The sequence below is a fragment of the Oceanobacter sp. ABM4_470 genome (assembly GCF_056158645.1).
This window is the reverse complement of record NZ_JBSWTR010000002.1, coordinates 289,434-302,345: the sequence shown is the minus strand read 5'-3', so window position 1 is coordinate 302,345 and position 12,912 is coordinate 289,434. Positions and strand designations below refer to the sequence as shown.

The following is a 12,912-nucleotide window of genomic DNA, read 5'->3' as shown; positions in this document are numbered from 1 at the left end:
GGCACGCCTTCACAGCAATTGCCGGAAAAGCCCCATGCTACGAATGGTGTTGAACTCCTGTCGCGGTGTGGTTGTCGGATTTTCCGCCCAACCTGCTTGTTGTTATTTTCATCGCGCCGCTCAGATGGCGGGTGTTGAAAAATTAACAAACTTCCTTCGACGGAAAAGCTATTTAATCCTTCAAAATGTAACAAAACCTTGCAGGATTTTTGGCGACCTTACCCAACCATTCAGCCACTCGACGCCTTCGATGCCCATGAAACAAGGCCTGACGGCATTTTCAGCAAGTATTTCAGCGCTGGAACAGAGCGTATCGGCTGTCATAAATGTAATAAAGTTAACTACATTTTCATGAACAAACGCTCAAATTCTCACCATATTCATCGTTTCAGGCCGGTGCAGGTATCGAAAAAACCACCAAAACCGCCGGACCAACCTTAAAAACGGCGCGGAGATTACCAGTATGTTTGCCAAAATACTCCCTGAAATTCACAGAATTTTCGTAAATTTCACAATATTTGGTTTGCCTGATCGGCAAGCACTCCCTAAAATCGCCATCAACAACGTTAAATAATTACAAATAAACGCCCATTCCAAGCCAACAAAAGAGAGCACCATGAGTTCCCAAGCTTGTGACATCGTCATTTTTGGCGCCCTGGGAGACCTCGCCCAGCGCAAACTGCTTCCTGCTCTGTACCAGCTCGGCCGTGCCGGTCTGCTGGACGCCAACAGCCGTGTCTTTGGTGTCGCCCGTGACGACACAGATACCCAGGGTTTTACCGAAACCAGCCTGAATAACCTCAAGCGCTTTGTGCCTGCCAATGAATGTCAGGAAAGCGACATGGCGGCATTCGCCGAGCGCCTTCAATATGTGAAGGTCGACTTCAAACAGGCGGATCAATATCAGGCCCTGGCAAGCGCCCTGCAGGATGGCCACAAGGAACGTGTTTTCTACTACGCCACCGCCGCCAGTCTGTTTGGCCCGATGAGCGAAAACCTGCATAACGCGGGCTGCCTGAATGACAGCAGCCGTGTGGTACTGGAAAAACCGCTGGGTCACGACCACGAGTCGTCCAACGAGATCAACGAATACGTTGCCCGCTTCTTTGAAGAACGCCAGATTTACCGGATTGACCACTATCTGGGTAAAGAGACGGTACAGAACCTGATTGCCCTGCGTTTTGCCAACCCGCTGTTCGGCAACCAGTGGTCGTGCAAAAACATCTCCCACATTGAAATTACCGTGGCAGAAAAAGTCGGTATTGAAGGCCGTTGGGGATACTTCGACGACGCCGGCCAAATGCGCGACATGGTGCAGAACCACTTGCTGCAACTGCTGTGTCTGACCGCCATGGACCCGCCGCTGGATTTGAGCGCCAACGCCATTCGTAACGAAAAAGTGAAAGTGCTGCAGGCACTGAGCCCGGTCGTGGCCTTTGGCCCTGAGCGTGAAGTGGTCCGTGGCCGCTACGTCGACGGCATGATCGACGGCAAACCGGTACCGGGTTACCTCAACGAAGACGGAGCCAACCCGCACAGCAACACCGAAACCTTCGTCGCGATCAAGGCCAAGATCAACAACTGGCGTTGGGCAGGTGTGCCGTTTTACCTGCGCACCGGCAAGCGCATGAAGCAGAAGCTGACCGAGATTACCGTTCACTTCAAACCGCACCAGCACTTCATCTTTGATGAGCGCCAGCGCTCCACCGCTCACAACCGCCTGACCATTCGCTTGCAGCCGGAAGAAGGCATCTCGTTGCAGATTCTGAACAAGGATCAGGACCTCGGCCGCGACAACGGTCTGCGTGCCGGTTCCCTGCGTCTGGATTTCGCCAACGACTTCGGCCGTGGCCGTATCCCGGATGCGTACGAGCGTTTGCTGCTGGAAGTGTGCCGCGACAACCAGAATCTGTTTGTGCGCCGCGACGAAATTGAATACGCCTGGAAATGGGTCGACCAACTGCAAGACCAGTGGGCCCAGGACCCAACCCCACCGCAGCCATACCCGGCCGGTAGCTGGGGCCCGAAAGGCGCGGATTTGCTGACATTGAAAGAAGGCCACTGCTGGCACGAGGACCTGTTGTAATGACTGCCAAACTACCTGCAGCCATCGAACTGCTGCGCTTTACCGATCGCCAGCATTGCGCCGAAGCGGTTGCCGCACACGTAGCGGCTGCGCTGGCGCTCGACATCGCCGACCACGGTTCTGCCTCGCTGGCGGTATCCGGTGGCTCTACCCCGGCGCCGATGTTCAAAACCCTGAGTCGACTGGACCTCGGTTGGGACAAGGTCGCCGTTACACTCGCCGACGAGCGTTGGGTGAGCCCGGACCACGCCGACAGCAACCAGGCCAAAGTGCAACAGCTGCTGCTCCAGAACGACGCAGCCGCCGCCAACTACATCCCATTGTGGAACAACCACTCGGACGGTGCAGCGGATGCCGCCGCCCTGGCTGAAACCGAGCAGGCGTTACAGCAACTGCCTGAAAAACTGTCCTGCGTAATTCTGGGCATGGGCAACGACGGCCACACCGCCTCGCTGTTCCCTTGCTCGAGTGAGCTGGCCAGCCTGTGGGATGCCGAGTCGGCGGCGGCCTGGTGCCAGCCAACCACCGCGCCGCATCAGCGCATCACCCTGACACCCCAGCGTTTGTTCGCCAGCAAGGAGCGGATATTGCATCTGAACGGTCTGGACAAGCTGGAAACCCTGATGAAAGCGCTGGCAGGAACCGACGTTTCGGAGATGCCGATCCGTGCCTTCCTGAATCAGCCAATCACTGTTTTCTGGGCCCCGTGAGGCCGCCGGCCGCCGCTGTTGCCACCGGGCAGCACGGCGACCGTCTATAAGGAGAGTTGTTATGACAACCGCATACCCACAAGCATTCATCAACCAGATCGACGAACTGGCGGCCCTGGCCCCTGTTGTTCCGGTGATTCGCATCGACCGTATTGAAGACGCCGTACCACTGGCACAGGCGCTGGTCGACGGTGGCCTGCCAGTACTGGAAATTACCCTGCGTACCGACGTTGCCCTGGATGCCATCAAGCTGATCAGCGAAAACGTCAAAGGCGCTCGCGTTGGTGCTGGCACAGTGACCAACCGCACCAACCTGCAACAAGCCATTGATGCGGGCAGTGAATACATTTTCACGCCGGGTGCCACACCGGACCTGCTGGAAGCCGCACTGGAAGCCAACATCGCCATGATTCCGGGCATTCAGAGCGTGTCTGAAATGATGGTGGGTCTGGATCTGGGCTACCGTCGCTTCAAGTTCTTCCCGGCCGAAGCTGCTGGCGGTACTGCGGTACTGAAATCCATCGCCGGTCCGTTCAGCGATGTGCGTTTCTGCCCAACCGGTGGCATCAAGCTGAGCAACGCCAGCGACTATCTGGCACTTGGCAACGTCATGTGCGTGGGTGGCAGCTGGGTAGTACCCGACAACCTGATCGAAGCCGGTGACTGGGATGCCATTCGCACCCTGGCCGCGGAAGCTGCGGCCCTGCGTAGCTAATCAGGCGAATAGCACAGGCTGTTGGGCCAGCGCCCAATAGCCTGTCAGAACCGGACAGGGCTGTCCGGCTCACACAGAGATAACCCTTGCGGGCGTTATTGAAACATCCGTCAGACAAGCAGGAGCCAATGCATCGACCGTTGCCTAGCCAGGTTTATAGCCCAGGCCGATGCGTCGAATTGACCGCTTTCTGATACTAATTAACCGATACGACGTACAAAACCCGCAAAGCACTTCTCTCTGTCATAACGAACAACAACAATTACACTCAGCACATTACGTTGAGATCGAGAAGGAAAGTGTCATGTCAGCCGTAACCGATTTGCCTGTGTGGCAGTCCCTGCAACAGCGCATCGAACCAGCCTTGCAAACCCCAATCAAGTCGCTGTTCAGCGATTCCCAGCGCTTCAGCAAATACTCGCTGAAAGTACAGAACATCATGCTGGACATATCCAAGCAGCCGATTGACGACGAAACCTGTGCCCTGCTGCTGCAACTGGCTCGTGATATTGGTTTGGAAGATCGCCGCGAAGCCATGTTCAACGGCGAACGCATCAACATCACCGAAAACCGTGCCGTGCTGCACACCGCCCTGCGTAACCGCGGCGGCGCACCGGTTTACGTCAACGGTGCCGACGTGATGCCGGTGGTGCAAAACGAGCTCAAGCGCATGCGCACCTTCGTCAAAGCGGTACGCAGCGGCATGTGGCGCGGTCACTCCGGCAAGCGCATTACCGACGTGGTGAACATTGGTATTGGTGGTTCCGACCTTGGCCCGCGGATGGTGACCCAGGCGCTGAAGCCCTACGCTGACGACAAGATCAACGTGCACTTTGTGTCCAACGTCGACGGCGTTGAAATTGCCAACGTACTGAAAGGCCTTAACCCGGAACGGGTACTGTTTGTGGTGGCGTCAAAAACCTTCACCACCAGCGAGACCATGACTAACGCCCATACAGCACGTAACTGGCTGATGGCCTCCTCGTTCGACAGTCGCGCCGTTGCGCAGCACTTTGTGGCAGTGTCCTCTAACGTCGAAGCCGTAAAAGCCTTTGGCATCAAGGCCGAAAACACCTTCCAGATGTGGGACTGGGTTGGCGGTCGTTTCTCACTGTGGTCTGCCATTGGTTTGCCCATTGCGCTGTATCTGGGCTTCAAGCAGTTTGAAGAACTGCTGCAAGGCGCCCATGACATGGACCTGCACTTCCGTAACGAACCGCTGGAGCGCAACGCGCCGATGTGGCTGGCACTGACCACCCTGTGGAACTCCACCTTCCTCGGCCGTCAGAGTCAGGCCATTTTGCCGTACGACTGGCCACTGCAGAAATTCTCGGCCTACCTGCAACAGGCGGAAATGGAGTCCAACGGCAAGTCTGTGGATAAAGACGGCCAACCCGTGCCTTACACCACCGGTTCCATCATCTGGGGCCAGCTGGGCATCGACGGTCAGCACGCGTTCTACCAGTACCTGCACCAGGGCAACACCATTGTGCCAGCCGACTTTATTGGCTCGATTGAGTCCAGTACGCCGGTGGAAGGCCACCACGAAAAGCTGATGTCAAACTTCTTCGCCCAGACCGAAGCCCTGATGTGCGGCATCGACGCCGATCATATTCGCGCCGACCTGACCTCCAAAGGCATGTCGTCCGAAGCCATTGAACGCCTGATTCCGCATAAGATTCACGAGGGCAACCGGCCGACCAACAGCATCATTCTGGACCGTCTGAACCCACGCACACTGGGCGCGCTGATTGCCATGTACGAGCACAAGATTTTCATTCTGGGCTCTATCTGGGACATCTGCTCGTTCGACCAATGGGGTGTGGAACTGGGCAAAACCCTCGCCAAAGGCATCTTGCCAGAACTGCAGGAAGGGGTGATCAAGGATGGCCACGACGACTCTACCGCCAACCTGATGCGCTACTTCGTGGAAAACCGCAAGGCACTGCTTGACAACGACTGAGTCTTCGACCTGGGGTCAGGTGATGGCCCTGTGTTTCTTAACAAACCATCAGACTGACTGGAGCATCCCTCCAGCAGTCTGGTAACCTCCCCCTCATACAGTGAGCGACCGTTCTCTCACCGATAAACACCCCCTCACACAGGCCAAACGCTCGCTAAATTGTGGAGAACCGACGTGCAACAGAAAACCGTGCGCATGCCCGCCATCAAACGCATCGCCCTGATTGCCCACGACAACATGAAACCCGTGTTGAGCGACTGGTGTCGTCAACACCAGAGTCTGCTGTCACAGCATCAGCTATTCGCGACGGGCACAACCGGCCACAAACTCTCCAGCGAACTGGGCCTCAGTATTGAATCCCAGATCAGCGGCCCTCTGGGTGGCGACCAGCAAATTGGTGCCCAAATTGTCGAGCAGAAAATCGACATGGTGGTGTTCTTTTGGGACCCATTCGAGCCCATGCCACACGACCCGGACGTGAAAGCCCTGCTGCGCATTGCGGCAGTCTGGAACGTGGCGGTGGCCTGTAACCGCACCTCTGCCGACTTTATGCTGACCTCACTGCTGACCGCCCAGGGCTACGACTACCAGATTCCAGACTACGACGCCTATCTGGCTGAGCGTTTGGGTTAATAGTCAAGCGAGCATGCATCGCTATGGTTGCCCACTTGACATGACTGACGATGTTGAACGCTGGGCCGCAGATCATCTACCAGACGTCAGGGATGGCCTTACCCGTAAACAGCGGGCGATTCTTTATTGCCTGCACCAAACCCAACAGGAGATGGGCGGCCGCAATGTGCCCACCATCATGCTGTACGGGCGGGTATGTGAGTTGGTGGACATCAGCCAGCAGGAATTCCAGACGCTGTTGAATCAGATGGTGTGTAGTGGTTCAATAATCTCGGACACCCAGATAGGTGGTAATCTTGCCGCCAAAGAGGTGTTCAATGAAAAGACAACGTCGTTCCTTCACTCCTGAGTTCAAACTCGAAGCAGCCAGCCTTGTTCTCGATCAGGGGTATTCCATTCCGCAGGCCAGTAAATCGCTGGACGTGGGTGAGACAGCCCTTCGCCGATGGGTTGACCAGCTTCGTGAAGAACGTGGTGGCAAAACGCCAAGCTCCAAGGCCATGACGGAAGAGCAAAAGCGCATTCAGGAGCTCGAAAAGCGCGTAAGAGAGCTCGAAACCGAGAAGCGAATATTAAAAAAGGCTACTGCTCTCTTAATGTCAGACGAATTCAAAAATATGTACTGATAGACCGGTTGGGAGAGCTGGAGCCAATCAAATGGGTCTGTCAGGCGTTCGGTATCAAGCGTTCCAGTTACTACGATTACTGTCGTAACAAGCGTCGAATCAACCCCAGACGACTGGAGCTCAAGGCCCATGTAAAACGGGCATTCAATCTCAGTCGTCATGGCTTTGGTAGCCGCGGTATCCGTGACTTATTGAAAACCGAAGGCATTGTTATTGGACGTTATCTGGTGCGCAAACTGATGAAAGAATCGGGGCTGATCAGTAAGCAGCCGGGTGCCCACAAATACAAAAAAACTGGGATGGAACACGTTGAAATCAACAACCTTCTGAACCGTGAGTTCTCTGTTGAGCGGCCCAATCAGGTTTGGTGTGGTGACATCACCTACATTTGGACAGGAGAACGTTGGTCGTACCTTGCCGTGGTCATGGATTTATACGCTCGCAAGGTCGTGGGTTGGGCCATGTCCAACAGCCCTGACAGCGAGCTGACGACAAAGGCACTAGAGGATGCCTGGCTGCGTCGGGGCAAACCGGAAGGCGTGATGTTCCACTCGGATCAAGGAAGCCAGTACACCAGCCTGAAGTTCCGTCAGAGAATCTGGCGTTGTCGTATGGCTCAGAGCATGAGCCGACGTGGCAACTGCTGGGATAACGCACCGATGGAGCGACTGTTCCGCAGCCTGAAAAGCGAGTGGGTTCCGGATACCTGGTATCGATCACTGGCGGAGGCAAAAATGGATATCGGCCGTTATTTGATGGGCTTTTACAACCAGCAACGGCCACATACTGCGAACGGAGGAATCAGCCCTCGCGCCGCAGAAGAAAAACTTAAAACCGTGTCCGGAATCAGTTGACCACTACAGGTGGGGAAAGGCTAGGTCTGGAGTCTGGAATTGAGCGGGGCGCGTAGCCTCTGAAGTCGGGAGTCGGGAGTCGGGAGTCGGGAGTCGGGAGTCGGGAGTCGGGAGTCGGGAGTCGGGAGTCGGGAGTCGGGAGTCGGGAGTCGGGAGTCGGGAGTCGGGAGTCGGGAGTCTGAAGTCTGGATGTAGGCTGGGCCCCGCCCAGCAAAAAAGCTCGCGAATACATTTGCTGCTACAGGATTCATCACTGTCCAGCAGCGTCGGTGATTCCCACGTCCGATGGCAGCCGCTGCGCATCTTTGTCGGACCTACGCATACAGCCCAAAGTACCTCATTTCACTCGATCCCAAACAACAAAGCCGCGGTGATGGGCATCACCGCGGCTTTGTTTAGGCTGTATTCAAATACTTATTTTGATCTTCAATATGAAAAATAAAATACATTTGATACTCACTCAGGCACCGAAAGACCCGCCAATTCACTGCCCGGCCGCAACAGCGAAGTCAGTACATGCGCCACCAGCTCGGCCTGTCGGTTGGTGGACGTTTTGCGATACAAGGACTTCACATGGGTCCGAATGGTCGACATTTCGCGGCACAGCTGTGCGCTAATCTCTTCCAGTGAACAGCCCTGGCACAAGCCTTCGCACACCCGCGCTTCGGCGTCGGACACATCAAAGAATTGCTGGATGCGCTCGCGGGTAATCAAACCATGGGCATCCCACGGATAAATGGTCAGCATCACCGCTGGCCCATCCTCCGGACGATGGCGATACACAGGCGCGAACAGCAGGGTCGCACCGCCAACCTGCATTCCGGAGTCAGCAGTGGCTCGCGCTTCCAGCGTCATCACCACCTGAGCGAGGTCCTGCTTTTGGCCATCAGAGTCGGTCTGGCGTGTCAGGGTATGAATGGCTTCAATAAATGCGCTTTGACGACGGTGGGACAAAAACCTCAATACCGACGGCTGGCGTTGAATCCAGGGGTTGCCTTGTAACCATTGTTCCGCCGCACGGTTGCTGAACAGGATATTCATGGTGCCATCCAGCATCACAATCGGGCTGGCCAGGGTTTGCAGCGCATCCACCAGCAAAGCCGTCGCGGACTGCTGTTGTTGCACCAGTTTACGAAGCCCCAGCGCCCGCCGCACATGAGCGATCAGACGGTTGTACACCGCCAGCTCAGCCATCGAGAAGCGGCCATATTCCTCGGATCGCCCCAGCGTCAGGGCGGTAAACGTATCCTGATCCCGGTGAACAATGGCGCAAGCACCGTCCACCAGTCCGGCCTGCGCGCACCATTCGGTGATGACCGGATCATCCATCGATACATCGTTACTGATATGCGCGCTGCAAAAACCGACTTCATTCTGGTCGACGGCGCGTAAGTACAAAGGGTCACGCCAGGCCATTTCGGCGATGTACCAGGCCACAATCTCGGCTGGCATGTCCTGATACCAGCCCCCCACCACCTGACCGGTATGGCTGTCCCTGACGGACAGCGTCGCCGTTCGACAGCCAAACAATTGCTGTAACCGTTGCAGGAATGGGTTAAATCCCTGCTCCGCCTGAACGCCGTCGTACAACACCGAAAGCAAACTGTCGTAGTTGGCTGTGGCGTCGTTAATCCCTTCAAACGGCGCTGCTATCAGACTTTCATTTCTATCCATTTGAATTACCCGATCGTATGACAATCCAGTCAGAACCCCCATGGTAGCGGGCTTCGCGGCCATATTGTTCCATAAAATCACCCATATGGGTGAAGCTGACCACTCTGTCAGGTCGTAATCTGCTGACGTTTCGTGACACCAAAAATGATCCAGCGACATGAGCCTCTCGTGCCGCCAAACCTTATTCCGAAGGAAGGACTCAATGGAACTCAGCAAGCTTATGCTGTCCCTGATGGCAGCATCTTCTTTGACCCTCACCGCCTGCGGTAGCAGTTCGTCGTCCGACAGTGACGACAACGCAAACAACGACGCCGAATCCAGCTATCTGACAGGTACCGCAGCCACCGGCCTGGCCATTGACGGCACCCTGTTTGTATACGACGCCGAAGGCCGATCCACCAATGTGGTGATCGAAGACAACGGCACCTTCAGCGTCAACGTCGACGGCATGACCCCACCCTTTATGCTGGAAGCCCGCCCGGACAACGCCGCGTTGGCCATTCAGTATTCCTTCGCAGAAGCGGCGGACATCACCGTCAACGTGACGCCTCTGACAACCCTGGCGCTGCTGCTCGCCAACGACCATCAAAGCCTCGAAGTGCTGCGAGCTGCCTGGGACGACGAGGCGGAAAGCTTTGATGCCGATGCTCTGGCAGCAGCCGAAGACGTGATTCTGGCCAACTTCGCCGATCAATTTGAAGAGCAAGGCCTTGATCCCGCGACCTACGATCTGTTCAACGCCACCTTCAATGCAGACCAAACCGGCTTCGACGCCGTGCTTGATGATGTCACCATCGTCTTTGATATGGATACCGGTGGCTATGACGTCGACGTTGACGAACAGGACTACAGCTTCGACGAAAGCGCTGCACTGAGCCCTGAAAACGAAACCGGCGACGAAACCGGCAGCGAAACCGGCGGCGAAACTGGCGGCGAAACTGGCGGCGAAACTGGCGGCGAAACTGGCGGCGAAACTGGCGGCGAAACCGGCGGCGAAACCGGTGGCGAAACCGGCGGCGAAACCGGCGGCGAAACCGGCGGCGAAACCGGCGGCGAAACTGGCGGCGAAACTGGCGGCGAAACTGGCGGCGAAACTGGCGGCGAAACTGGCGGCGAAACTGGCGGCGAAACTGGCGGCGAAACCGGCGGCGAAACCGGCGGCGAAACCGGCGGCGAAACCGAAATCGACACTACGCCAGACAGTTTCACATTCACAGACCGTACTGAGGTTGAACCTTCCACCAGCATCACCAGCGATGCCGTGACCTTGACAGGTTTTGAAGGCACTCTGCCATTATCAGTGGCGAACGGTTCGCTGATTATTAATGGTTCTGCTGCCGGTTCTTCTGCCACGGTATCTGCTGGCGACCAGATTCAGGTCGTACAAACCAGCTCATCCGGCTTTGGCCTCAACGCCACCAGCACCGTGACACTGGGTTCTGTCACCGCAATCTTTACCAGCATCACTCGCGCTGCTGATCTCACTCCGGATACGTTCAGCTTCACAGCAGTATCGAATGCCGAGCTCTCGGCTACCGTGGAGAGTAATACCGTGACCTTGAGCGGCTTTGACGGTTCGCACCGCATGGTGCTCTTCAATGGCACCCTGATCGTCAACGGCAACAACGTGGCATCACCTGCGATGGTATCTGCCGGTGACCAAATCCAGATTCAAACAACGACATCATCATCGTTTGATACTGAAATCTACTCCACCGTAACCCTGCTGGGCACCTCGACCCGATTTAACGTAACCACCCGAACCGCAGATAACATCGCGGATACCGCCAGCTTCGCAGCGGCAACCGGTGTGGAACCTGGCGACACCATTGAAAGTGCGGCGATCACAGTGACCGGTTTCGACGGCGTTTTGGATGCCACTGTCGACAACGGTGAAATCTCCGTCAACGGCGGTGGCTGGTTACCCTCCTCACTGGTCAGAGAAGGCGATAGCGTGAGCGTTCGCCACACCGCGTCTTCGTCATACTTTACCGCGACCAGCACCACGCTGAGTATCTACTCCAACGAGGTTGCTACGTTCACTTCCACGACTCGCAGCGCTGACTACAGTCCGGATATGGTCACCTTTACAGCGGCCACCGACGTCGAACGGTCGACCGTGGTTGAAAGTGCACCTGTGATTGTTGGTGGCTTTGACACCATGCTGTTGGCTGGCGTTGATCATGGTGAAATGCAGGTGAACGGCGGACAGATCGTTGCTGCCGGCCGTACCATTACCGTTTCAGCAGGCGACAGCATCGTGGTTCGTCATACGTCTTCTGATGACTACTCCACCGATGTCAGCTCCACCCTGACCATTGGCAGCACCGAGGTAGGTACCTTCACCAGCACCACTGAAGCGGCCCCGGCCACCACTGCGCTTCATGATCCAAGCTGGAATCTGGGTCAGGACAGCATGCAAGCGCTGGCATGGCCATACGGCGAACAAACCATCTCGACTCCGCTGCAGTTGGGTATGATCAAGGCATCTGGTAGCAACAGCAGCATGATGAAGGTGACGCCAGATTCAAGCGACATCGACTTTGAATTGATTGATACCATGCTGGATACCCAGTACACCGACATGACCATCGCCCGATTGGTGGGCGGTACCACCGATGAACTGCTGATGCTGATGTGTAACGAAACCACGTCACCCGCAACCTTGTCGGCTCGACTGGTCAACTACCCGGGTACTTCCTCCGAGGTAAGCCTGACTCAAACCGTCATGGCAGGCGTTAACAGAGGTACCACATGGAGCATCAACAGCTGTAAGGGTCTGTCGGTTGAAGAAGTCAGCTACGACGCCACCAACGATAACTTCCATCTGGTGATGGGAATTGGCGGCACCGGAAAATGGGGCAGATACGACTACAGCTTCCTTTCGCGGTTCGAATTCAACTACGACTTCAATGCGCTCGCAGCGAACGCCTTGAGCTATGCCGGCAATTCGTCAACGGCCAGCCCAACGGTCCGCTTCGCTTCCAGCGATGATATTCAGTCCGTCGAGTTCTTCGGTGATGATGACCAGGATCGTTCCATCATTGCGTACACCAGTGGCAGCTACAACTACCTGACCATGTACTATGGCAGCGGCGGTAAAGTGGATCTGATCATTTCCCCGCACAACCGCTTTACCAACAATGGCAATGGCTTCTGGGATGTCGCCGATATCCATATCTGGAAAGAGTCGGCGACGGCGTACCACATCTATCTGGTATCAGAGAGTATTGGTGTGCACGAAGTGGTCTATGACCCGACAACCAACACCAAGACCTCTGAGAACTATCACCTGAGTGATGACCTGCAGTACTGCGCTGACGCCATTACAGGTAGCTACAGCGGCAGCACGCCAACCATCTGGTGTCACGACTCCACCGACGAAGGCAAACTGATTGAGTTTGACCCGACCGCGACCTCCCAGACTCCGGTAACGACCCCAAGGATGCTGAGCCGGACCTACGAGGAAACCAGCAGTGGCGAAACAGCCACAATGGCAAAATCCTCCAAGGAAGAAGCCGAGCAAATCAAGGCCGAACTGGAAGGCGCCGGTGCTGAAGTTGAAGTGAAGTAAAGACCGGACTGAAATGATGTTGCTCCTTCATTGAGCAAGCCAGTGACTCCGCGGTCCTCTACTCACCGCGGTTCTGG

The 12,912-nt window shown here is 56.0% G+C and carries 10 protein-coding genes; 9 read left to right on the top strand and 1 reads right to left on the bottom strand.

Annotated elements, in window-relative coordinates; translation table 11 throughout:
* Positions 1-34 precede the first annotated feature (34 nt).
* From ACXADJ_RS18085 to ACXADJ_RS18050, 8 genes are all read left to right on the top strand, one after another.
* Positions 35-355 (top strand): hypothetical protein, encoded by a 321-nt coding sequence (locus ACXADJ_RS18085; RefSeq protein WP_475068761.1) that lies wholly within the window; start codon positions 35-37, stop codon positions 353-355.
* A 261-nt stretch (positions 356-616) separates the two neighbouring features.
* Positions 617-2,086, top strand: coding sequence for a glucose-6-phosphate dehydrogenase (gene zwf / locus ACXADJ_RS18080; RefSeq protein WP_475068759.1), 1,470 nt, complete (start codon positions 617-619; stop codon positions 2,084-2,086).
* On the top strand, positions 2,086-2,796 hold the full coding sequence (gene pgl / locus ACXADJ_RS18075) for a 6-phosphogluconolactonase (RefSeq protein ID WP_475068757.1): 711 nt from the start codon (positions 2,086-2,088) through the stop codon (positions 2,794-2,796). The genes zwf and pgl overlap by 1 nt, the downstream gene beginning before the upstream one ends.
* Positions 2,797-2,857: 61 nt before the next feature.
* The gene (locus ACXADJ_RS18070; RefSeq protein WP_475068755.1) at positions 2,858-3,511 is read left to right on the top strand and encodes a bifunctional 4-hydroxy-2-oxoglutarate aldolase/2-dehydro-3-deoxy-phosphogluconate aldolase; all 654 of its coding nucleotides are present in this window, start codon (positions 2,858-2,860) and stop codon (positions 3,509-3,511) included.
* Positions 3,512-3,815: 304 nt separating this feature from the next.
* Positions 3,816-5,474 carry a glucose-6-phosphate isomerase gene (gene pgi / locus ACXADJ_RS18065; RefSeq protein WP_475068752.1) on the top strand — a complete coding sequence of 553 codons (1,659 nt, stop codon included), beginning with the start codon at positions 3,816-3,818 and terminating at the stop codon, positions 5,472-5,474.
* A 174-nt stretch (positions 5,475-5,648) separates the two neighbouring features.
* Entirely contained in the window at positions 5,649-6,107 is a 459-nt protein-coding gene (locus tag ACXADJ_RS18060) for a methylglyoxal synthase (RefSeq protein ID WP_475068750.1), read from the top strand.
* Positions 6,108-6,147: 40 nt separating this feature from the next.
* Entirely contained in the window at positions 6,148-6,456 is a 309-nt protein-coding gene (locus ACXADJ_RS18055; protein ID WP_475068748.1) for a hypothetical protein, read from the top strand.
* A protein-coding gene (locus tag ACXADJ_RS18050) for an IS3 family transposase (protein ID WP_475062188.1) occupies positions 6,425-7,587 on the top strand; the annotation gives its coding sequence in 2 pieces (ribosomal slippage) (positions 6,425-6,680 and positions 6,680-7,587; 1,164 coding nt in all). Before ACXADJ_RS18055 ends, ACXADJ_RS18050 begins: the two co-directional genes overlap by 32 nt.
* A gap of 456 nt (positions 7,588-8,043) precedes the next feature.
* Here the strand turns inward: ACXADJ_RS18050 and ACXADJ_RS18045 are convergent.
* A complete protein-coding gene (locus ACXADJ_RS18045) occupies positions 8,044-9,261 on the bottom strand; it encodes a hypothetical protein (protein ID WP_475068746.1) in 1,218 nt (405 codons plus the stop codon).
* A gap of 202 nt (positions 9,262-9,463) precedes the next feature.
* Between ACXADJ_RS18045 and ACXADJ_RS18040 the strand changes: the two genes are divergently transcribed.
* The gene (locus ACXADJ_RS18040; protein ID WP_475068744.1) at positions 9,464-12,835 is read left to right on the top strand and encodes an autotransporter outer membrane beta-barrel domain-containing protein; all 3,372 of its coding nucleotides are present in this window, start codon (positions 9,464-9,466) and stop codon (positions 12,833-12,835) included.
* Positions 12,836-12,912: the final 77 nt, after the last annotated feature.